This window comes from Mesorhizobium sp. (assembly GCF_004962925.1).
Classification (GTDB): Bacteria; Pseudomonadota; Alphaproteobacteria; order Rhizobiales; family Rhizobiaceae; genus Mesorhizobium.
The window spans coordinates 39,408-60,711 of sequence record NZ_SUEO01000002.1 but is presented as its reverse complement, the minus strand read 5'-3'; the positions used below and the strand labels follow the sequence as shown (position 1 = coordinate 60,711).

18 protein-coding genes and 2 tRNA genes are annotated in these 21,304 nt (G+C 62.0%); 12 read left to right on the top strand and 8 right to left on the bottom strand.

What is annotated here, in order from left to right; translation table 11 throughout:
- Positions 1-316: 316 nt before the first annotated feature.
- On the bottom strand, positions 317-3,664 hold the full coding sequence (locus E5W87_RS01170; RefSeq protein WP_292393151.1) for a DUF3971 domain-containing protein: 3,348 nt from the start codon (positions 3,662-3,664) through the stop codon (positions 317-319).
- Positions 3,665-3,760: 96 nt separating this feature from the next.
- On the opposite strand from E5W87_RS01170, the gene E5W87_RS01165 reads away from it, so the two are divergent.
- The 9 genes from E5W87_RS01165 to E5W87_RS01125 all read left to right on the top strand — a co-directional run bounded on the left by E5W87_RS01165 (position 3,761) and on the right by E5W87_RS01125 (position 13,074).
- Positions 3,761-4,228: a peroxiredoxin gene (locus E5W87_RS01165; RefSeq protein WP_292393149.1), complete on the top strand. Its 468-nt coding sequence runs from the start codon at positions 3,761-3,763 to the stop codon at positions 4,226-4,228.
- Positions 4,229-4,397: 169 nt separating this feature from the next.
- Complete coding sequence (locus E5W87_RS01160) at positions 4,398-5,672, top strand: M23 family metallopeptidase (RefSeq protein WP_292393147.1); 1,275 nt, start codon at positions 4,398-4,400, stop codon at positions 5,670-5,672.
- Positions 5,673-6,062: 390 nt separating this feature from the next.
- A complete protein-coding gene (locus tag E5W87_RS01155) occupies positions 6,063-7,229 on the top strand; it encodes an ROK family transcriptional regulator (protein ID WP_292393144.1) in 1,167 nt (388 codons plus the stop codon).
- Complete coding sequence (locus E5W87_RS01150; RefSeq protein WP_292393142.1) at positions 7,226-7,990, top strand: ATP-binding cassette domain-containing protein; 765 nt, start codon at positions 7,226-7,228, stop codon at positions 7,988-7,990. The genes E5W87_RS01155 and E5W87_RS01150 overlap by 4 nt, the downstream gene beginning before the upstream one ends.
- Before the next feature lie 40 nt (positions 7,991-8,030).
- A complete protein-coding gene (locus tag E5W87_RS01145) occupies positions 8,031-9,071 on the top strand; it encodes a sugar ABC transporter substrate-binding protein (RefSeq protein WP_292393140.1) in 1,041 nt (346 codons plus the stop codon).
- A gap of 161 nt (positions 9,072-9,232) precedes the next feature.
- The gene (locus E5W87_RS01140; protein ID WP_292393138.1) at positions 9,233-10,228 is read left to right on the top strand and encodes an ABC transporter permease; all 996 of its coding nucleotides are present in this window, start codon (positions 9,233-9,235) and stop codon (positions 10,226-10,228) included.
- On the top strand, positions 10,225-10,995 hold the full coding sequence (locus E5W87_RS01135; RefSeq protein WP_292393136.1) for an SDR family NAD(P)-dependent oxidoreductase: 771 nt from the start codon (positions 10,225-10,227) through the stop codon (positions 10,993-10,995). Before E5W87_RS01140 ends, E5W87_RS01135 begins: the two co-directional genes overlap by 4 nt.
- Entirely contained in the window at positions 10,992-11,648 is a 657-nt protein-coding gene (locus tag E5W87_RS01130; RefSeq protein ID WP_292393135.1) for an N-acetyltransferase, read from the top strand. Before E5W87_RS01135 ends, E5W87_RS01130 begins: the two co-directional genes overlap by 4 nt.
- 310 nt (positions 11,649-11,958) lie before the next feature.
- Positions 11,959-13,074 (top strand): hypothetical protein, encoded by a 1,116-nt coding sequence (locus E5W87_RS01125; protein WP_292393299.1) that lies wholly within the window; start codon positions 11,959-11,961, stop codon positions 13,072-13,074.
- Positions 13,075-13,106: 32 nt separating this feature from the next.
- Here the strand turns inward: E5W87_RS01125 and nadE are convergent, their stop codons facing one another.
- From nadE to asnB, 4 genes are read right to left on the bottom strand one after another with little or no spacing between them, the layout of a single operon-like run.
- Positions 13,107-14,114 carry an NAD(+) synthase gene (gene nadE / locus E5W87_RS01120; RefSeq protein WP_292393133.1) on the bottom strand — a complete coding sequence of 336 codons (1,008 nt, stop codon included), beginning with the start codon at positions 14,112-14,114 and terminating at the stop codon, positions 13,107-13,109.
- Positions 14,111-15,658: a class I adenylate-forming enzyme family protein gene (locus E5W87_RS01115; protein ID WP_292393131.1), complete on the bottom strand. Its 1,548-nt coding sequence runs from the start codon at positions 15,656-15,658 to the stop codon at positions 14,111-14,113. Before E5W87_RS01115 ends, nadE begins: the two co-directional genes overlap by 4 nt.
- Before the next feature lie 22 nt (positions 15,659-15,680).
- Entirely contained in the window at positions 15,681-15,941 is a 261-nt protein-coding gene (locus E5W87_RS01110; protein WP_292393129.1) for an acyl carrier protein, read from the bottom strand.
- 23 nt (positions 15,942-15,964) lie between these two features.
- On the bottom strand, positions 15,965-17,842 hold the full coding sequence (gene asnB / locus E5W87_RS01105) for an asparagine synthase (glutamine-hydrolyzing) (RefSeq protein WP_292393297.1): 1,878 nt from the start codon (positions 17,840-17,842) through the stop codon (positions 15,965-15,967).
- Between asnB and E5W87_RS01100 the strand changes: the two genes are divergently transcribed.
- Entirely contained in the window at positions 17,729-18,013 is a 285-nt protein-coding gene (locus E5W87_RS01100; protein ID WP_292393306.1) for a hypothetical protein, read from the top strand. The genes asnB and E5W87_RS01100 overlap by 114 nt on opposite strands.
- Before the next feature lie 332 nt (positions 18,014-18,345).
- Here the strand turns inward: E5W87_RS01100 and E5W87_RS01095 are convergent.
- Positions 18,346-18,421, bottom strand: a tRNA-Val gene (locus E5W87_RS01095).
- 216 nt (positions 18,422-18,637) lie between these two features.
- Here E5W87_RS01095 and E5W87_RS01090 point away from each other — a divergent pair.
- Together E5W87_RS01090 and E5W87_RS01085 are read left to right on the top strand one after the other, a co-directional pair.
- A tRNA-Asp gene (locus E5W87_RS01090) sits at positions 18,638-18,714 on the top strand.
- A gap of 191 nt (positions 18,715-18,905) precedes the next feature.
- On the top strand, positions 18,906-19,691 hold the full coding sequence (locus E5W87_RS01085; protein WP_292393127.1) for an ion transporter: 786 nt from the start codon (positions 18,906-18,908) through the stop codon (positions 19,689-19,691).
- Between the two features lie 307 nt (positions 19,692-19,998).
- Here the strand turns inward: E5W87_RS01085 and rbsK are convergent, their stop codons facing one another.
- Together rbsK and E5W87_RS01075 are read right to left on the bottom strand one after the other, a co-directional pair.
- Entirely contained in the window at positions 19,999-20,925 is a 927-nt protein-coding gene (rbsK, locus tag E5W87_RS01080; protein ID WP_292393125.1) for a ribokinase, read from the bottom strand.
- A 3-nt stretch (positions 20,926-20,928) separates the two neighbouring features.
- The coding region (locus E5W87_RS01075; protein WP_292393123.1) for an RbsD/FucU domain-containing protein at positions 20,929-21,304 on the bottom strand (376 nt) is incomplete at its 5' end.

Here is a 21,304-nt window from a genome sequence, read left to right as displayed (position 1 = left end):
CCCGTCCGCCACGTGATCAGCTCGCCCTCGGTCCTCGTGTCGCCGGTCTTCTTTGACGAGAACGGCCTTGATCTGCGGAACTCCGATGACCGCGCCCAAGGCCGGCCATGTCTGCGCCACGCTGCAGGTCGGCAGGTCACCGGCAGCTTTCACGACAGCCTCAAGGCGGCCTAAACGGCCGAAATGTAGCGAAAAGCTGCCATTCCTTACGTGCGCGGAAACTGTCGTCTATGGGTCATGGGCGTGAATTCGGCCGGGGCGAGCTAGAGTCCGCTTACGGTCAAGACTCGGTCGCTCGAGTGATTGGGTTTTGACCTCACCGATACTCGAAGATCGACCTGAAAATTCCGGGCGCGATCACCGACAGCGGATTGACGTCCAGTTTCGGTTTGTTGGCATCGCCCCTGAGCCGATAGGTCACGCCGATCAGCCCGCGATCGCGGCCATTGCCGAGCAGCGCGCCGAAAAGCGGCAGTTCGCCGAAGATGCGGTTGAGGCCATAGACCGGCATGAACGTGCCGGTCATGTCCATGTTGTTGTTCCGGTCATAGAGCGTGCCCTGGAAGGTGGTGCCGATGCGTGGACCGCGCAGCACGCCATTGGCCAGCTTGAGATAGCCGGCGCCCTTCTCGATCTCGGAAAAGCCGCGCTCGAACTTCACTCTCGACGTGTCGATATTGGCTTTGACAGCTTCGTTGAGGCTGCGGCTGTCGCCCGCCGGCGGCGTCGACACCAGCGAAGCGAGCTTCGGTTCGTTGACCACGAAGAAGTTGCTCGAATCGACCTGGCCCTTCATCGGCCCATCGCTTGCCCCAGCGAGCGCCAGCGTGATCGAACCGCCCTCCATGTGCTCGTAGATGTTGAGGAACCGCAGGATGGCGCCGGCATCGGCCGACGTCATGTTGAGGGCGCGCCGGCCGGCCCCGGTCGTATTGCTGATGCTTATGGCAGCACCCGAGCTTGCCGTGGCGCTGACCCTGAGCCCGTTCACCCTGGAACCGGCGGCGCTGTAGTCGAGCTTCAGGTTCGACAGTGTCTCGTTGTGGAAGCCGGTCAGGGAATTGACATCGGCGCTGACGGAAATTGCGTCGGAGCCCGTGGCCTTGGTGGCGGTGTCGACATCGGACGTGAATTGCTTGATCAGCGAACGCGCGTCCAGCGCATTGCCGCTGATGTCGATTGCATAGCCCTTGCCCGATCGCTTCATCGATACGGCAACGTCGTCTCCCCGGTTCAGCGTGACCTTGCTGAACCGGGCCGAGGACAGGGCACCGTTGACCAGCACCACGCCGCCGTCGATCGAAAAAGACTTTCCATCCAGGTCGAAGTCGGACAGCGTCGTGGTGTCGCCGGACTTGGTCATGGCAAATGTGACCTTGGCTGGAATGCCGGGTCCCTTGCTCCAGCCTGCCCACGGAATGTCCAGCCTGGCATTGGTCAGATCCGCCGAAACAGTCTGGTTGCTGCCGCCGCTCTTGTCGATCGCAACCTTGATGGTTCCGGAAAGCAGCGCCGACAGGCCAGGCATGGCGGTTGCGCGCATCTTGTCGTCGAGCACCAGCGCCACTTTCCGGCTGCGTGGCGGCCCGGCTTTGTTCAGCAGCGCCTTGGCGGAGATCACGGCCCGATTGGGCTCGACGGTGATCGAACCGTTGGCCTCCGTCACCGCCTGGCCTTCGAACGGCTTGGCCAGAGACAGGTCCTTGTAATCGAGCGCCACCAGCCAATCGAGCTTCGAGGTGTCGACGCCGGACTGCAGCGGAATGTCCGCTTTCACGTGGCCGGTCACCGTGCCGGACAGGTCGTCCGGCAGCAGGCCGACATGGCGCATGGCGTTGATCGGCTCGTAGGAGGCGAGCTCGGCGATTGCAGACGCCTCGCCGGCGACGTCGATGTCGAGCACGCCGATCACCGGCGGGCGGTTTGCCGCCTTGACCGTCATCGTGCCATTGCTCGCCGCCACCGTGCGGCCACTGACCATATAGACGTTGCCCGAGGAGAGCGTGACGTCGACGTCGTTGCCGTGGAATTCAACAACGCCGACCGCATCGCGTATCGGCGGAATGTGACCGGCCGTATCGAAGCGCGCTCCTTCGATCTGGAAACGGCCGAACACTTCATCGGCGGATAGTGGAATCCCGTTGCCCAGGCGCCCCGGCACGACCTGGAACTGCAGGCTGGCGTCAATGACGCGGCCGCCGAACAGGTTCTTCAGCACCCAAAGGCGGGCGTTTCGCGCGGAAAACCAGGGCCACAACTGCTTGACATGCGAGACCGGCATATCGTGGACATTGAAGGCGACAGATATGCCCGGCACCTTTCCCTCGACGAACTCGACCGACGCCGTGCCCAGCGCCTCGCTGGCTCCCCCGGACCTGATCCCGATCTGCTCGGCCACGAGCTTATGGCTCCTGGTCTGGTAGACGCCGGCGACGCGGGCGGTGAAATCGAGCGCAGGTTCCGACGATTCCAAAGGCGCCAGCGTCGAGCGGTCGCTGGTCAAATCGTAGCGGTAGGACGGCTCCTCGCCCGCTGTTCCAGTCGCCGGCTTCGGCCCGATCGAGCCGGCGAAATCGAACGTCGAGCGACCGGTCCTCACCTGCAGCCGGTCCACCTGGATCTTGTTGGCGCCGGCGACAAGTGTCGCATTGAGATCGACGTCGGCTGGAAGCATCCCCGCACGCGGGCCGAGATCGAGCACGGAACCGGCGAGCGAGAACGAGGCCGTCAGCCGCGACACGTTCTCGCCGAATCCTTCCGATCCCGCCAGCTTCAAGGCAATCGCGCCCAGTTTCCCGCCTGGCGCTGCCGCGGCCGGGTCGGCCTCCGCTATCTCGACGCTGGCATCCAACGCCGTCACGCGCCGCGTCGTCGTATCGCGGGTGGCTGTGGCAGCGATGGTGAGTGCCCTGCCGTCGACATCCGCGTCGGATGAAAACTCCATGCCGCCTGGCCCTGACTGCGCAACGGTGGCATCGGTGATCCTGACCAGTTTGACCGAGCCGGTCTCGGGCAGAACGAGATCGACATTGCTGAGGTCGATCTGACGCATCGAATCCACCTGCACCGTGTCGAGCGCACGGTTGAGGTTGGCAAAAACCGCATTGGATAGTCTTTCCGGATCGATGAGGCCATCTTCATTGCGCAGCGCCGCCGTCCAGTCGCCAGCCGTCGGGATCGCGGCCATCATGATGCGCGCGTCGGAAATCCTGGCGCTGGTGAGCCGCACCTCGCCCGAAAGCAGCGGCATCAGCCTTATGCCGAAACGGACACGCCCGGCATCGGCCATCGGCTTGCCGTCGGCGGTCTTGAGGCTGACATCGCTGACCTGCAGCGCGATGAAGCTCGATCCGTCGAGCGTGAGACGGGCCGGCCCGACCGCAACATCGACGTCGACGCCGGCCAATTTCTCGATGGCCGTTTCCGCCTCGGTCCGCAGCCGCTCGGCGCCGAACCCGGACATGCCGATCGCATACACAGCGACAGCGGCCAGCAGCACAAGGGCCACAAGGCCGGCAAACAGCCGCGCAAGAACACGAACGCCGCGGCCGATCGACGCCTGGCCGAGCGGCGGTACGCGGCACGCGGACGGGAAGGCTCCCAGGTCGGTGATCTCATCACGCCTGAATCTGATCTTCTCGTGCTGCGGCTGCTCCTGATCCACACAATTTTCCGTTGAACGAACTCGACCGGTGGACGAATCCCGGTTTGACATTATATCGATGCGGCTTGGCGCGTAACCACAAACAAGGGCATCGATATGGCTGATCTCGACGTCGGCGAGCTTGCGCCGCAATTCGAACTTCCCCGAGACGGGGGCGGGTCACTCAGCCTCGCGACATTGCTGGGAAAGCCGGTCGTACTTTACTTCTATCCGCAGGACGACACCACAGGCTGCACCAATGAGGCGATCGGCTTTTCGCAGTTGAAGCCGGAATTCGAAAAGCTCGGTGCCGTCGTGATCGGCTTGTCGCCGGACAGCGTCCGAAAACACGACAAATTCAAATCGAAATATGGCCTCGCCGTCGATCTTGTCGCCGACGAGGAGCGCAAGGTGATCGAAGCCTATCATCTGTGGGTCGAGAAGAAACTTTATGGCCGCCGCTATATGGGCGTCGAGCGAGCAACGTTCCTGATCGGCAGCGACGGACGAATTGCCAGGATCTGGCGAAACGTTCGTGTCAGGGGCCATGCCGAGGCGGTGCTGGAGGCGGTGCGGGCGCTTTGACGCAGGCGCCTACGGCAGCCAAACTGAGGCGTGAGGTGCGTAAAATCTGCGCCTCACGCCAATTCGGGCGCAACACATGGGTGTAAGCCGTTGCGCAAGCAACCGACCGTTAACCTTAATGATGTGTAATCAGGCTTGTCGTTTGGTGTCGTAACGAAAGCTTGGTCCCGTGAACGTAGCCAGTCAGTCAACGGTCTTTGGCAGGCGCAAGGAGCCCCACACGGTCATTATCGCCCGGGGCAACGAGATAAGGCACTTTACCATACGGCCATGGGTTGCCGCATTTTGCGGCTCCGCGCTGGCGGCGATGGCCGTAGGCTATCTGCTGGCGACCTCCTACCTCGTGCTGCGCGACGACCTGATCGGCGCGACCACGGCGCGGCAAGCGCGCATGCAGCAGGCCTATGAGGATCGCATCTCCGCGCTACGCGCCCAGGTCGACCGGATCACCAGCCGCCAGCTTCTTGACCAGCAACTCATGGAAACCAAGGTTGGCGAACTGCTGGAACGGCAGAGCCAGCTCAGCCTGCGCCATGGCCGCCTCGGCCCGATCCTCGAACGCACCGAAAGCGACGTCGGGGCGGCACCTGCGTCCGCAAAGCCGGACAAACGCGCCGACGTGACCGACGCCCAGCCGCAGGCCTATTCGGTTGCCAGCATCGGCGCCAATCTTGGTGGCGGCGACACCAGGCCGTTCTCCTTGTGGTCGACCCGCTCCGATCCGCTGCCGAGCGACACGGCGGCCGATCGTGCCGACAGACTGTTCGTGTCGATCAACGAGTCGCTGAAGGCCATAGAGAGCCAGCAGCTCACCCGCATCACCACGCTTGCCGACAACGCCTATAGAAACGCCGATGCGATTTCACAGGCGCTCGAGGCGGCTGGCCTGCCGGTCGACAGCGATTTCGGCAAGAGCGATGCCGGCGGTCCGCTGATACCGCTCGACAGTTCGATGATTTTCGACAGCAAGGTCAAGGAGCTCGACGAGGCGCTGGACGCGCTCGACCGCCTGAAGACGGAGGCGCGACGGCTGCCGCTCGCCAATCCCGCCCCAGGCCGTTCGGTCACCAGCCCGTTCGGCGTGCGCACCGATCCGCTCCTCGGCACCGCCGCGCTGCATTCGGGGATGGATTTCAGGGCCCCGACCGGAATGCCTGCCAAGGTCACGGCGCCCGGTGTCGTCGTCAAGGCCGGCTGGAACGGCGGCTATGGCCGCATGGTCGAGGTCGACCATGGCAATGGCTTTGCAACGCGCTATGGGCATCTCAGCAAAATCAACGTGACCGTCGGCGAGAGGCTCAACACCGGCGACGTCATCGGCAAGACCGGCAGCAGCGGCCGCTCGACCGGCCCGCATCTGCATTACGAGATCCGCCAGAATGGCGAAGCCATCGACCCGCTGCGCTTCCTGAGGGTCGGCAAGAAGGTCGCGCAGTATCTTTAGCTCCCCGCAGCGCTTCTGACAGATTTCACGCCTTCGGCCACACCTGTTCGGAAGGTTGTTGGCGTCGGCGGGACAGCGCCCCTTCTGTCCTGCCCTCTTTGTCAAAAATTGGCATCTCTCCACTTTGGGGCACTTTGGGGGGAGATCGTGCTCGCGGCGGCTTTCGCCAATCTCCAACGCAAGAAGAGCGCCACAGGCGAAGCTGCCAATCTCCCCACTTGTGGGGGAGATGTCCGGCAGGACAGAGGGGCGCGAAGGATCGCTACAGAACTGCTCTGCGCAGCTTTGCGGCTCGTCATCGCGAACGGCAAAGCAACCAATTTATTTTTGAATTCCATTTGACTGAATAAATATTCGGTGCGAACCTGATGTCTGCTAAGGGCGCAAGACATGGCACTGCGGGGAACCAATCAGGAATTCGGGCGGCCTTACAACAGGCGCATCGTCCTTGAATCCATCCGCCTTCACGGCCCGATCGCCCGCGGCGACATTGCCAGGCGGGTCGGGCTCACCGTGCAAACTGTATCGACCATCGTTCGCGAGCTGGAAGAACATGGCTACGTTCTGTCCATGCGCGAAGAGCCGCGGGGGCGCGGGCTGCCTCCGGCGACCCTGCGGATCAACCCGGAGGGCGGCTACGCCGTCGGTATCCACGTCACTCCACTCGGCATCAATGCGGCGTTGATCAATCTGAGCGGAGACGTGATCGAGAGCACCTATCGCGAAGCTCCCAGCGCAACGCCCGACCTTGCCTTCGAGCTGATCGGCGCGATGGTGCTTGAATTGACCGGATTGCGCCCTGGCGGTCGCGTTCTCGGCATCGGCATGGCGCTGCCTGGACCTTTCGGCGTCGAGTCGATGAGCTTTATCGGCCCGACGACGATGACCGGCTGGAAGGACGTGGCGCTTCGGGAACGGCTGGAGGCCTCGACCGGGCTGCCGGCGTTTTTCGAGACCGACATGGCGGCGGCGGCAATGGGCGAGCGCCTGTACGGCCTCGGAGCGGGATATTCCGAATACTACTATCTCTACTTCGGTGTCGGTCTTGGCGGCGTCATGGTGCATGAGGGAAGCGCATTGCGCGGCGCCTGGGGAAATGCCGGCGAAATCGGGCATATTCCTGTCGTGCCGGGTGGCGAGCCGTGCCCCTGCGGCAATCGTGGCTGCCTCGAACGATACCTCTCGCTCGAGGCGCTGCGGCGCCGGAATATCAGCGATGCCGATTGGGTTAATGAAGTCGGGCCGATCTTCCGCAACGCCATCACCATCATCGAGAACCTGTTCGATCCAGAAACGATCATCCTCGGCGGACTGGCGTCCACCGATTTGCTTGAACGGCTGGCTGGTTCGGTTGCAAATCCCCCCAACTCGGTCTCGGCGCGCGGAGACCGCACGACGCCCCGTGTCACCGTCGCACGCAGCGGCCAGCATGCGGTGTTGCGGGGGGCCGCAGCGCTTGCCGTCTCAGGGGTGCTTTCGCCACGCTTCGGCCAGATATTCACCGCCGAGCGCGAACGCGGGCGAGATATCCTGCAAGGCAAGGGGATCGCAGCATGAACGAACCCCTGCTGGTGCTCGATAACGTCACCAAGAACTATGGCGCCATCGAAGCGCTCAAGGGGATCAGCTTCTCGATCGGCAAGGGCGAGGTGGTGGCGCTTCTGGGCGACAATGGCGCGGGCAAATCGACACTGGTCAAGATCATCGCCGGCGGGCTGGAGCCGACCTCCGGCCGCATGCTGTTCGAGGGAAAGGAATTCCTCGCCAAGTCTCCCGCCGAGGCAAAGGCTGCGGGGATCGAAACCGTCTACCAGGACCTCTCGCTTTGCACCAATGTCGATGTGGTTGCCAATTTCTTCATGGGCCGCGAGATCACCAGGAAATTTCTGGGCGTTCCCGTGCTCGACGAGCCCGCCATGGAGCAAGTGGTCAAAGCGGCGCTGGCCAGCGCCGGCACGCGCATCCCTTCGCTTAGAACCAATGTCGAGCACCTGTCGGGCGGTCAGCGGCAGGCCATCGAGCTCAACCGTTTCGTGCATTTTGGCGGCAAGCTTGTGCTTCTCGATGAGCCATTCGCGGCTCTCGGTGTCGAGCAGACGCGGCGCGGTCTCGACATGATCCGCCAAGTGGCGAGCCAGGGAATCGGCGTCGTCATCATCACCCATATCATGCAGCAGGCCTTCCAGGTCGCCGACCGGATCGTGGTGATCCGGCAAGGTGTCGTGGCCGGCGATGTCGCGCGCAACAAAACAAGTCCCGACGCAGTGATCAACATGATCACTGGAGAGACGCTTGCCGGTGCCGGACCGGCGGGCTGAGGGACAAAATGAGGGGTCCGGCGCAAAAGGAGAGAACGACATGAAGAAAATACTTCTTGCTGTCTTCGGTATCCTGGCACTGGCCTTTGCCACGCTCACGCCGGCATTCGCGCAGTCCAAGGGCACCGTCTACTATATGGTGCCGACGCTACTCGATGAATTTCAGACCGGCTCAGTGAGCGCTCTGGAATTGTTCCTGAAGCAGGTCGGCTACGAGATGAAGACGCTGAACGCCGACAACAAGACTGACGCTCAGCAATCGCAAATGAACGACGTCATCGCGCTCAAGCCGTCGGCGATCATTCTCGCCGCCGTCGATTTCAATGCGCTGAAGCCGTCCATCGAGGCCGCCCGCGCCGCCGGCATCCCGGTGGTCGAATTCGACCGCCAGATCACCTCGACACCGTCCGACTTCACGTCGGTGGCGGGAACCGTCGAGATCGGCTACGTCGCCGCCGACCAGGCCGAGAAGCTCTTGAAGGCGAAGAACGGCTCGGTGAAGGGCAAGATCCTCCAGGTGCTCGGCGATCCTGGCGACCCCTACACGCTCGACATCCAGAAGGGTTTCGAGGAGAAGATGAAGGCTTTCCCGGACGTCAAGATCATCTCGCTGCCGGCCATGCAATGGGCGGCGGATGCAGCCGGCACCATCGTCAACGACCAGATTCTCGCCAACCCGGATATCGACCTGATCTTCAGCCACGCCGCGCATCTCTCGGTCGCTGCCGTCGCCTCGCTCGAGGCCGCCGGCAAAAAACCGGGCGACGTCATGCTGATGAGCTCGAACGGCGCGCCGGTCGGCCTCGACCTGATCCGCAAGGGCTGGCTCAATGTCGAAGTCGAGCAGCCGCTCTACGCTCAGGCCGCCGCTGTCGCCATGTTCATGGACAAGGTCGTCAACAAGCAGGAGATCAAGCCGGGAGAGTACGAAGTGCTCGGCTTGAAGTCGACCGTGACCAAGGAAGCCTGGGGGCCGAACATCAAGATCCCCGGCGCTGCGATCACCAAGGAAAATGTCGATAACCCGGCCTTCTGGGGCAATCTGAAGCCGCCTTCGGATACGGTGAAGCCGGTCGAATAGCAAGGTCGCCTGGGCTTCGGGCCACGCTGGCCCGGAGCCCAACCACTGCAGCCCGGCGCGTTCGAACAGACGCAAGAGGGACGCTGCAGCAATTTCAATCCGCGCATGATCCTTTCGGAAAACCAAATCGGTTTTCGGGCATGCGCCAGCCGGATCAGCACATGAATCCCCGCACGCGCCACGCCCTCGAGTTCGCCCTCGACAACCTCGTCTGGTTCATGCTGGTCTTCGTGCTGGTGGTCTTCTCCATCTTCATTCCGAACTATTTCCAGCTCGGCATCTTCGCCAACATCGTAGAGGCGTCGAGCGTGCTTGGCGTCATGTCGATCGGCCTGGCGCTGGTCATCATCACCGGCCACATGGACCTGTCGGTCGAATCCGTGGCGGCGCTCAGCGCGATGGCGGTCGGCATCCTGTTCTGCTCGGCGGGTATCGGCCTTGGCGTTCAATTGCACCCGGAATGGCTGATGGTTCCGGTTTCGCTGCTGCTCGCCCTAGTTGTCGGCGGTATCATCGGCGTCATCAACGGCTACCTGGTGGTGAAGGTGAAGATGAGTGCTTTCATCATCACGCTGGCGTCCTACATCTGGGTGCGCGGCCTCGTGCTGGTTATTTCCGGCGGCCGCTCGGCACAGGATCTTGCGCCGGCAATCCGCTGGTTCGGCATTCAGCGCCTTCTTGGCCTGCCCCTCACCGCCTGGATCGCCATTTCGTGTTTCGTGGTCTTCTCGCTGATCATGGCCAAGACACCCTTCGGCAGGCATCTCGTCATGATCGGCGGCAACGAAACCGCAACTTTCCGCGCCGGCATCCGCGTGAACCGGAACCTCGTCATTGCCTTCGTTCTTGCAGGCACCATCGCCGGTCTTGCCGGTTGGCTGCTGGCGATCCGCACCTCCGGCGCCACCGCCAATCTCGGCGTCGGTCTGCTGTTCAATGCCTTCGCCGCCGTCGTCATCGGCGGTGTCAGCCTTAAGGGCGGCGTCGGCACTTTGCCGGGCGTGTATGCCGGCGTGCTTTTGCTGTCGGCGATTAACACTGCGATCAACCTCATGGGCCTGCCGGCCAACTTTACCCAGGTGATCCACGGCCTGCTCGTGCTTGCCGCCGTGCTGCTCGACGCGTTCAAGCAAACCATCCGCCAGAGGCTGGCATGACCGGCCGTCTCGAAGATAGGATCGCGCTGATCGTCGGCAGTGCGCGCGGCATCGGCAAGGGCATCGCACATCGCTTTGCCGAAGAGGGCGCGAAGCTGGTCCTAGCCGATACGGAGATTGAGGCCGGGCAAGCGACCGCGGACGAGCTCGGTGCTGCCTTTATCCGTACCGACATCTCGCAGATGGCCGATGCGGAGGCCGCCGTGGCGCTGACCCTCGAACGTCACGGCCGTCTCGACATCATGGTCCAGAACGCCGGCATCTATCCCTGGCAATTGCTGGAAAACACAAGTCCAGAGGACTGGGACCGTGTCATGGCGGTCAATTTGCGCGGCAGCTTCAATGCCGCCCGTGCCGCGCTCGTCCCGATGAAAGCGCAGCACTTTGGCCGCATGCTGTTCACCTCCTCCATCACCGGCCCGCACGTCACCAGCCCCGGCCACGGCCACTATTCGGCGACAAAGGCCGGCATCAACGGCCTGATCCGTTCGGCCGCTCTCGAATTCTCGGGCTATGGCATCACCGTGAACGGCGTCGAGCCCGGCAATATTCTCACCGAAGCAATCCAGCTGCATCGCGGCCCGGCCTTCATCAAGAACATGGAAGACGCCATCCCGCTCGGCCGCCTCGGCAGCCCGCGCGACGTCGCCAATGCTTTTCTGTTCCTGGCCTCCGACGACGCCAGCTACATCACCGGCACGACCATAATCGTCGACGGCGGGCAGCTGCTGCCCGAAGGCAAGGATTTTCGGCTGCTTCCGCCATGATTCTCGATTTCGGCGACGGTTTTTTTCTGCGCCAGGCAACGGCGGCCGATCGCGCAGCACTTGCCATGATCTGCCTCAAGACCGGCGACGCGGGCAAGGACGCGACCGACCGCGAAGACGATCCGGATCTGCTCGGCCTGGTCTACACCATCCCCTACCAGGTCTTCGAACCCGATCTGGCCTTCGTCGTCGATGGCCCCACGGGTGTTTCCGGCTATCTCCTTGGCGCAGCCGACACAAATTCCTTCAACGCGAGATTGGCAACGGATTGGTATCCCGAGCTTCAAGCCAGCGTGACCGATCCGGGACCCGACAGCACCCGCTGGCAAGGCAGCGATTGGGCGCGGCACAGGATTCATCATCCCGATCTTTCTGTCCGCCAAGCGCTGGTCGCCTATCCCTCGCACGGCCATATCGACCTGTTGCCGCAGGCGCGCGGAAAAGGCATCGGCAGGCAAGCGATGGCCTTTCTCGAGCAGCGCCTTGCCGCAAGCGGCTCAACCGGACTTTGCCTCGAGGTCATGCGGCGGAATATTGACGCGCTGAACTTCTACAGGGCTGTCGGGTTCGAGGTGCTGCAGGACGTCCAACCGCCGAAGGATTGCGTCTATGTCGCCAAGCGACTTGCCTCCGCGCAGGACGTTGCAGGCTGAGGCCTCGCCAGACGGTCCGCGGCGCCGACGACACAAGGCGTGAGCCGCGCCAATGCACTCGGTTCGCTACCAAAACTTTAACATCGGTTTACCCGAAGTTGGTAACAGCAACGACGCTGGTTTTCATCCCTTCAAGCAAAGAGCTACCCTTGCCGCAGCATCACAGCTCTCCTTTCGGCCACCGGAGCGATTGCAACTGGCCGAGGCGCCGCCACGAACGCCTGACGTTCGCCGCGATGGCCAACGGGAACCCCGCCGTCGCCATGGTCCCGAAACGCCGTGGACGGGACTCCGGTGCCGGGAGCCGCTCTTGAGCGTCATTCGCGCCCTTGAAGGTGCCGATCTTCCGGCAGTCGCGGGCATGTTTCAACGCGTGCTGCGCAAAGAGCGGACCGAAGCGCCGGCCGCGCTCATCGAATATATGAGACGGTTTTATCTGAAGGCGCCGGGTTGCGGAGGCGATCTGCGGTCGCTCGTCCACGTCAACGACGCCGGCCGCGTCTCCGGGTTTGTCGGCGTTCACGTATTGCCGATGCAGTTCAACGGCCGACAATTACGAGCCGCCATCTGCAGCTCGCTCATGGTCGAGGATCATGAGCGCGACCCGATGGCCGGCGCCCGCTTGTTGAAAGCTTATCTGGATGGTCCGCAGGACATCTCCTTCAGCGAGACGGCCAATGATATCTCCACGAGGTTGTGGACCCGGCTGCGCGGCGTGGTCCTGCCGCAATACAGTCTCGATTGGGTACGCGTAATGCGGCCGTCGACCTTTGTGCTCGGCCTTTCCGCCAGTCGCATGAAGCTTGTCCGAATACTCAGTCCGTTTGCCCATGCCCTCGACCGATTTTATTGCAGACGAATGAATTCCAGCGAACGACGTTGGTCCGGTGTGGCGGCGGACGGGGCAGGCCATGGAGCCTTTCGGATGTCCGAAATCGACAGCCACACATTTGCCAAGCTCGTCGAACCGTTGACCGCCCAGTTCGCTCTGCGCCCGGCGTGGGCGGAAGGCCTACTCGATCATATCCTGACCGATGCGGCACAAAAGCCGGATCTGGGCGAGCTTGTCTACGTTTCCGTGACATCGCCAGTCGGCATCAATGTCGGCGCATTCGCCTATCACGCACGGGCGGGTGAAATCGGTCGCGTGCTGCAGATCCTCGCCCTCCCCGGCCAGGCGGGTTCCGTGATCGACTGCCTGATCGATCATGCCGCCGCACGCGGCGTCAGCGGCCTGCGCGGGCGCATTCAACCTGCACTTCTGGAAGCAATGCTTGGGCGACGCATAGCTTTCCTGACCGTAGCCTCGACCGTGGTGCATTCACGCGATCCCGACCTTTTGGACGCAATGAAGAACTCGCAAGCTTTCCTGAACGGGCTTGCGGGCGAGCAGTGGAGCCAGCTGATCGGCGGCCGCTTCACCTGAAGCGCTCGCCGTGGCCGGGTTGGAGAGGCAGGTCAGGTACCGACTTCCTCGACCTCATCAACGAGTTGCGGGCGCAGGTGCAGATAGCGCGTGGCCTTTCGCTTGGCGGTGATGTCGGCCCAGACGCGTTCCACTTGCGAGGCGTCTAGTCCCGCCGCCTGCCCCACCACTTCGGCCGCCACGCCTTTGTTGAGGCCGCAAAGGCAAATATCCATGCGGTCATAGGGAAGCGAGAAGTAGAACTCCTCCTGCGTCTGCGCCAGCGAGTAGGTATCGGTGGTAGGCGGCCGGTTGCGGATTTCCTCGGGAACGCCGAGATAGGCGGCCAGCGCATAGACCTGCGTTTTATAGAGATGTGCGATCGGCTTGACGTCAGCCGCGCCATCACCGTTCTTGACGAAGAACCCCTGATCGTATTCCAGCCGGTTGGGCGTTCCAAGAACGGCGAAATTCAGCCGATCGGCATGATAGTATTCGATCTGCTTGCGGGTGCGCTGTTTCATGTTGGTGGCAGCGACGATCCCGAGATAGACCGGGAGCGGCATTCTTAGTTTTGTCTGCTTGCCCTTGGGGTCCTGGACCACCAGCGACGAAATATTGTAGCCCTCGCTCTCGAGGGCGTTCGCAATCACGATCTTCGAGGCCCAGCCTTCGCCGTATTCTGGGACCAGTTCGCGGATGAAGGCGTCGCGACGCTGGTAGCAGCCCATGGCGCGCAGGGTCGGCCCGATGTCCTCCACAATAGCCTCGACACCGAAAGTGTCGGCGACAAGGCGGCCGAGCCGCAGACTTTCCGGGTCGGAATCGTTTTCCGGCATGAACAGGCACAGGACATTCTGAGGCCCGACGGCTCGCGCCGCCAACGCCACCGAAACGCTTGAATCGATCCCGCCCGAAAGACCGAGCGTGAGGCCGCGCTTGCGAATCCCGCGCAACTGCTGGCGCAAAGCGGTCACGATCCTTTCCGTCTCGGCGGCTGGATCGATCGCCAGAGCCTGCGCCAGGATGGTCTTTGCGTCCTCGCTCGGGCGAACACTCATTGGGCGGCCTCCATCATTTCCGCCGCAAGCCGGCGGCTGACCTTGCCCGTATCCGTCTTTGGCAATTCCGAGCGGAACTCGATGACCTTGGGAACCATGAAATCCTCGAGATGACGCGCGCAGTGGCGCATGACATCCTTTTCGCTGAGCGTCGGGTCCGAGCGTATGACGAGCGCGCCGATCGCATGCCCAAGCAGCGGATCCGCCACGCCGACGACAACGGCCTCCGCTATACCCGGATGGGCGTGAAGCACCGCTTCCACTTCCTTCGGAGCCACCTTCTCTCCCCGCGTCTTTATGATGTCATCCTTGCGCCCGACGAAATAGAGAAAGCCGTCCTCATCGGTTCTGAACAGATCGCCGGTGTAGAGAACCTTCTCCCAAGGGTTTGGGCCCGGCCGCAGGGTCCGTTCGGTAGCAGCTTCGTTTCGCCAGTAACCCTGCATGACATGCGGCCCGCGAATGACCAACTCACCCGCTATACCCGCTGGCACGATTTGCCCGTGGTCGTCGACGACGAAGGCTTCGGTGTTCGGAATGGCTATTCCGACCGATCCCGGCCGGCGATCGAGCTCCTCGGGGGGCAGATAGGTGCAGCGCTTGCATTCCGTCAGGCCATACATCGAATAGAGCCTGACACCGGGAAAAAGGAAGCGCAGGCGTTCTATGTGCGTCTGCGGCAGGGCCGCCGCCGTATTGGAAATATAGCGAAGGCTGGGCAGGAAGCCCGGCGTCAGGTCACGCATCTGCAGGATCATCGCTGCCATCGTGGGCACGAGTGGAAGACCGGTGACGCCCTCCTCGCGAATGCGTTCGAAGACCGCCTGAGGAAAAGCGAAGGACTTTTCGAGCGCGAGCGTGGCGCCGAGCCTGACGGCCATCAGCAACTGATAGAGGCCATAGTCGAAGGCAAGCGGAAGAACATTCAAAATGATGTCGTCCGGCGAGTTGCGCAGATAGGTGGTGATGGAGTCCGCGGCCGCGTCGCAATTGCGGTGCGTCATCATCACGCCCTTGGGCCGGCCCGTTGAGCCTGAGGTATAGATGAGCATGGCCAGATCGACGTCGATGCCGCGGTGGTCGATCTCACTGGCTTCGAGCGTCAGGCAATCCGCCAGGGATGTCGCCCCTGCCGGGCATTGGTTATCGGCACCAACGGTGGAAGCCACGAAGATGCCGGTCTTGCCGCTCGATCCGCACGCCTCGGCGACCACGGGCATCAGTTTTGCCTGCGTGAGGATCGCGGCAGCGTCGCAGTCGCCGATTATGTAGGCGAGCTTTTCGGCCTTGGTGGATGCGTTGATCGGACTGAACGTCGCCCCCGCCTTGAGGACGGCGAAAATCGAAACCGTGGCCTCCCAGCAATTGTCCATGAAGATCAGGACCCGGTCGTTGCGCCTGACGCCGTTCGCGAAAAGGGCGGCGGCCAGGCGGCTCGAAAGATCGTCCAGTTCTTCGAAGCTCAACCTTTTGTCTTTGGTGATCAATGCCGTTTTGGCGGGATGGGCAACGGCCTTGGCGACCAGGAAAGATTCGATCCGCATGGACGCTCCTCGCCGACCGCACCTACGCTGCCAGCGCCTTTGCTCTCGCACTGATGAAAGATGAGAGACGTTCAATCGAATCCAGATTGGCCGGCACGACGTCGGAATCGACCATCGCTATGCCGAAATTGTCCTCTATGAAAGCCACGAGTTCCAGTACGGCCGTCGAGTCCATGATGTCGTTCTCGATCAGTGAGGCTGTATCCGAAAGCTGGTATGACGTATCGCCAAACAGGAAGTTGTCGACGATAAAAGTTCTGACCTTGTCCTTGATTGTAACCATTCTTCTTTCCTTCCCTGGATTTCTCAGGCTGCTTTTGCTGCACCGACCTCTTGGCCGGTGAAATTCTTCTGCCACAGCTGCGTCGACAAAATGCCGACGAAGGCCGCGTTGTCTCGAAACCCGGATACTGGCTGCGTGCGGCATTTCTCATGAAGGCTCGCCACCGCCTTGGCGTTGAACAGTCCGCCGGCAGCGATGCTCGCTTCGCTCAAGCAGTCGCGCACGTAATCCAGTTCTCCGGCTCCAACGAAGGAGCTGGCGTCCGGGGCTCGGTAAGGTTGTTTGGTACGCTCCCGGATCGCCGTCGGAAGCAGGTGCTTGGCTGCCTTGCGCAGTATGTGCTTTTCCACCAATCCCTTCAGCTTCATCTCCGGCGGCAGTCTTGCTGCGAATTCCACCAAACGAGGATCGAGGAAAGGGAAACGTCCTTCGATGCCGTGCGCCATGGCCATGCGATCGCCTTGGCTGGAGAGGATATAGCCCGGCAGGAGGAAGCGGGTTTCGAGATATTGTGCCTGATGCAGTGGATGCCACAGGGAAAATGCTTGGGGCAACCGGCTGGCCAGGTCCTCGGCCGCGTCATAGCCCTTCAAGGCCGCACGCAGGTCACCGGAAAAGAAGATCTTCGCCGCCGCCGTGGTCTTGAAGCGCGGCCGATGCGAGAATAGCGGATCGTCGAGGGCAGTGTTGCCGGTGCCAAAGAATGCGGACAGGTACTCCACGGATTGCTGTTGCAGACCAGGCAGATAGGGATAAAGCCTGCGGAACAGCTGTGGTCTCATGCGTGATGCCGGCTGACGTCCGCAAAACCGGCGAACACGCGCTTCCTTGAAGACATCGTAGCCTGCGAAGACCTCGTCGGCGCCCTCGCCGGTCAGCACGACCTTCAGGCCAGCCTGGCGGACGAGGCCGGACAGCTGGTAGAGAGGCGCCGGGGCCGTGCGGATGATCGGCCGCTCGGCAAAGCGGATGACGTCGGGAAAGACACGAGCGATATCGCCGGGTCGGCAGGCAATGGCTCGATGATGGGTGCCAAGTGCGGAAGCCATCTCGGTCTGGAAGGCGCTTTCATCGTGCTCGGTGCTGTCGAACGTCACGGAAAATGTCTGCAGCCTGCGAGGCGTCATGCCGGCGGCAAGCGCCGATACAACAGATGAATCGAGCCCACCCGAAAGATAAGAACCGACCGGCACGTCGGCCCGCATGCGAAGTCTCACCGCATCGGTCAAAAGCGCCTGCAGTTCCTCGGCCGCGTCGTCCTCGTTCGTGACCTTCGACGGCGCGTCCCGATGCGGATAGTCCAGGTGCCAATAGCGTTTGACCATGACTTGCCCCTCAGTCGCGATCATCACGCTTGCCGGCTCCAACTCGTGGATATTGCGAAAAGCCGTGCGCGGAGCAATCGGCGCCCACAGCGTAAAGATCTGATCGAGTGCAATCGGATCGATTTCGGCCGAGACGCCGGGGACCTTCAGCAGGGCTTTGATCTCCGAGGCGAAGTAGAGCACTCCGTCCTTGCTGGTGAAGAACAGCGGCCGGACACCCATCCGGTCTCGTGCAAGCACCATACGCCGATGCCTGTTATCCCATAGCGCGAAGGCGAAATCACCGTTCAGGAGAGGTAGGCAGTCTTCGCCCAGCTCGTCATACAGCTGCAGGATGACCTCTGTGTCGCTCGACGTACGGAAGCGTCGGCCCTTGGCTATCAACCCTTCGCGCAATTCTACGTAGTTGAAAATCTCGCCGTTGAACGCAATCGTCAAATTGCCTGACACGTCGGACATCGGTTGCTGGCCATCACCGATCCCGATCACGGACAGCCGCGCATGCGCGAGCCCAGCGTCGGGTGCTACAAATTTCCCTTGCTCATCCGGCCCGCGATGGGCGATCGCAGCCGTCATGCGCGTAAGCAAAGCTTCCGCATCCCGGATCGAACCGAAATAGCCCCCGAATCCGCACATTACTACAACTCATATATCGGCGAGGTACGTACTATAACCTTGATAGTGACCTCAAGCGTTAACTCAAATAATTTCACCCGACACGTGGTTAACAGTAAATTAAAACAATAATGGCACTTCGCAGGTTGATTACCTCACCTAGCTACAAAAGTATATTTCAAAGCTAAACGCAACTCCTGTTCGAGTTACGGCGACGCCGCCGCGTTCGGCCTATGGCCGGTTCGGTGGGTCCGACACAGATGGCGCGTGTTCGCTCGATGGATCTGTAACCGCCGAGCCCGCCCTGCTCTAACCCCACAAACGCGCGGAAAGCGCTCAGTTTGTCCCGAGCGCCTGTGCCTTCGTGCGCGTCGTCGAAAATACCGCGGCCCGTCATCGTCGGGGCAGTCGGCCACATCGGCAAGCGAGCCGATCAGCGAACAAGACTAAACCAAGCGGTTATGTGGTGGGCGATGACGGGCTCGAACCGCCGACATCTTCGGTGTAAACGAAGCGCTCTACCAACTGAGCTAATCGCCCGCTCCGGGCCGGACCTTTAAGCAGTTAGGGCAAGCTTCGCAAGGCCAAATGAGCACGCAATGCCTTCGCCGCTGATCGGATTCGGCAACAAAATCCTGCCTGTCAAAAAACCTTCTCCTGTTTGCTGTTATGCTGTCCTGCTCCGCTTGACACCCGGCAGCTTACCCCTTATCCACCGCCCCAACGACGAACACGGCTGACACGTGCTCGTCTTACGCGGGTGTAGCTCAGTTGGTTAGAGTGCCGGCCTGTCACGCCGGAGGTCGCGGGTTCGAGCCCCGTCACTCGCGCCATTCTTTTTGAATGGCTCAAGTCCTTTCGTACAAAAAGTTTCAACTTTCAGTTTCCTGAGAGTTTCAACTTTTTGTATTCGTTGCGTCACAAGCCGGCCATATGCGTTTGAGCATTGGATTTTCCCAAATCCGGTTCCCACTTTTGGGCCCGGTTCCCACTTTTGGGTCGATGCTCTAACGGAGAAGAAGCCTTGGACGCCCTGAAATCGCTCATCGAATCGCGCCGCTTCGACCTCGCGATCATGGTCCTGATCCTGATCAACGCCGTCACGCTCGGCCTCGAGACCTCGCCCGACGCGATTGCTGCTTTTGGCCCTCTCCTGACGGCCATCGACCGCGCAATCCTCGGCGTTTTCGTGCTCGAACTCACAATCCGGGTGATCGTCTACAGGACGCATTTCTTCCGCGATCCGTGGCGCATCTTCGACCTCTTCGTCGTCGGTTTCGCGCTTATCCCTGCGACCGGTTCGCTCTCCGTGCTGAGGGCGCTGCGCATCCTGCGGGTCCTGCGCCTGATCAGCATCGTTCCGTCGCTGCGCCGTGTGGTCACCGGCTTCATCACCGCCCTGCCCGGCATGGGCTCGATCATGCTGTTGCTCGGGTTGGTGTTCTACGTCTTTGCGGTGATGGCGACGAAGCTCTACGGCTCTTCCTTTCCCGAACTGTTCGGCGGCATACCGGAATCGCTCTTCACGCTTTTCCAGGTCATGACTCTCGAAGGCTGGTCTGACGGCGTGGTACGCCCGGTCATGGAGGTCTATCCGACCGCCTGGCTGTTCTTCATCCCGTTCATCATCGCGACCTCGTTCACCGTGCTCAATCTGTTCATCGGTGTGATCGTTTCGGCGATGGAGGCCGAGCACGAGGCGGTAGAATCGGCCGATAGGGCAACGCTGCATAGCGATCAGGCCACCATCCTCGCGGAGATCCGGGCGCTGCGGGCAGAGGTCCGGGAATTGTCGGGCATTCGTGGCTAACTAGCTGCCGCAGACCCAGCACCCCGATGTTTCGGCAATTTAGGCGGCTTTCAAACTCAGCCGTGAAAGAGCCCGCCGCTCCATTTGCGAAGCGGCAGGGTCCCCCAGACTACCCCCCGGACTGCCGGGGCAACGTTGGCCCCGGTATTGTTGTCCGTGCAATTGCGGCGCCAGACCTAGTGACCCATTACGGGACAACTATGCCAATGGCGCAAGACAGGTTTGCTGATTTACATTAACTGTGGCTAATATGTAACCCGTGGTCGGAACGGAACAAAGTGGAGAGCGCCGGTGAGGCTGCGCGGCCTCAACCCTTAGCCAGCAACGCCTCGACCTCCTGCAACGTCGGCATCGACGGTGCGGTGCCGGGCCGGGTGACTGAAATTCCCGCGACGGCGCAGGCGAAGCGGACCGCTTGCAGCGGTTCCACCCCTCTCGCAAATGCTGCGGCCAGCCCGCCATTGAAGGCATCGCCCGCGCCCGTGGTCTCGACCACCGGGCCGGCATTGACCACGGGAACATGGTCGGAACGGCTGGCCGTGTGCAGCAGCGCGCCTTTTTCGCCAAGCGTGATGATCGCCGCACCGACGCCCTTGCCGAGCAGACTGTCGGCGGCGCGGCGGGCATCGTCGAGAGAGGAAACCTTGATGCCGGTCAATTCCTCGGCTTCGGTCTCGTTGGGCGTGACATAGTCGCAGAGCGTATAGATGCGCTCAGGCAGGCTTGCCGCCGGCGCCGGATTGAGGATGGTCGTCACCCCTGCCCCGCGCGCGATCTCCAGCGCCCGCAGCGCCGCCTCGATCGGCTGCTCGAGCTGCGTGACGAAGACGCCGGCCGAGCGGATCAGGCCGGCGTTAGCCTCGATGTCGGCAGGCGAAATCAGCATGGCGGCACCGGGGCTGACGATAATGGCGTTGTTGCCGGTCGTCTCCTCGACGAAGATGTAGGCCGCACCCGTATAACTTTCCGGCGTGTCGATGACGGCGCTCTTCACGCCGGCCTGCGCCCAGGTCTGCCTGGCCATATCGGCAAAGGGATCGACGCCGAGGCGCGTCAAAAAGGTCACGTCGGCACCGAGACGGCCGGCCGCAACCGCCTGGTTCGAGCCCTTGCCGCCCGGGCCAAGTGTGAAGGATGTGCCAAGGATCGTCTCGCCCATGCGCGGCTGGCGGACGGCGCGGTAGGCAGTGTCGGCGACGAAGACGCCGAGTATAACGACGGGCTTGCCGGGCATCTCCTACTCCGCATCCGGCGGCACGACGCCCTTGCGGAACGCAAAACAGCCATAGAAGCGGCGCTCGCCGGTCTGGATGACGCAATAGGCCTTCTTGGCGCGCTCGTAAAATGCATAACGCTCGACCGAAATCATCGGCCAGGCCTTGCCCTCGGCAGCGTCGATCTCGTCTTGCACTTGCCTCTGCACGGCGGGAACCTCGTCCGGCTTGCCGACGATCTCCATGCGGGCGGCTGCGTCGTCGACGAAATTGTCCAGCGGATAGAGCGACAGCACCGCCTTGACCACGTCTGCGGCCGGCGCGTCGATGCGCAGCAGCCGGCCGAGCACGGTCTGGCGCGCCACCGAATCGGAGGGGAAGTTGGTGTCGGCGATGATC

What these genes read in the sequence shown, in the direction of transcription:
- E5W87_RS01140 (WP_292393138.1), top strand. Translation starts at nt 9,233, where the DNA reads ATGAATCCCCGCACGCGCCACGCCCTCGAGTTCGCCCTCGACAACCTC.
- E5W87_RS01145 (WP_292393140.1), top strand. Translation starts at nt 8,031, where the DNA reads ATGAAGAAAATACTTCTTGCTGTCTTCGGTATCCTGGCACTGGCCTTT.
- nadE (WP_292393133.1), bottom strand. Translation starts at nt 14,114, where the DNA reads ATGAGTGTTCGCCCGAGCGAGGACGCAAAGACCATCCTGGCGCAGGCT.
- rbsK (WP_292393125.1), bottom strand. Translation starts at nt 20,925, where the DNA reads ATGCCCGGCAAGCCCGTCGTTATACTCGGCGTCTTCGTCGCCGACACT.
- E5W87_RS01115 (WP_292393131.1), bottom strand. Translation starts at nt 15,658, where the DNA reads ATGCGGATCGAATCTTTCCTGGTCGCCAAGGCCGTTGCCCATCCCGCC.
- E5W87_RS01150 (WP_292393142.1), top strand. Translation starts at nt 7,226, where the DNA reads ATGAACGAACCCCTGCTGGTGCTCGATAACGTCACCAAGAACTATGGC.
- E5W87_RS01130 (WP_292393135.1), top strand. Translation starts at nt 10,992, where the DNA reads ATGATTCTCGATTTCGGCGACGGTTTTTTTCTGCGCCAGGCAACGGCG.
- asnB (WP_292393297.1), bottom strand. Translation starts at nt 17,842, where the DNA reads ATGACGGCTGCGATCGCCCATCGCGGGCCGGATGAGCAAGGGAAATTT.
- E5W87_RS01135 (WP_292393136.1), top strand. Translation starts at nt 10,225, where the DNA reads ATGACCGGCCGTCTCGAAGATAGGATCGCGCTGATCGTCGGCAGTGCG.
- E5W87_RS01165 (WP_292393149.1), top strand. Translation starts at nt 3,761, where the DNA reads ATGGCTGATCTCGACGTCGGCGAGCTTGCGCCGCAATTCGAACTTCCC.
- E5W87_RS01155 (WP_292393144.1), top strand. Translation starts at nt 6,063, where the DNA reads ATGGCACTGCGGGGAACCAATCAGGAATTCGGGCGGCCTTACAACAGG.
- E5W87_RS01110 (WP_292393129.1), bottom strand. Translation starts at nt 15,941, where the DNA reads ATGGTTACAATCAAGGACAAGGTCAGAACTTTTATCGTCGACAACTTC.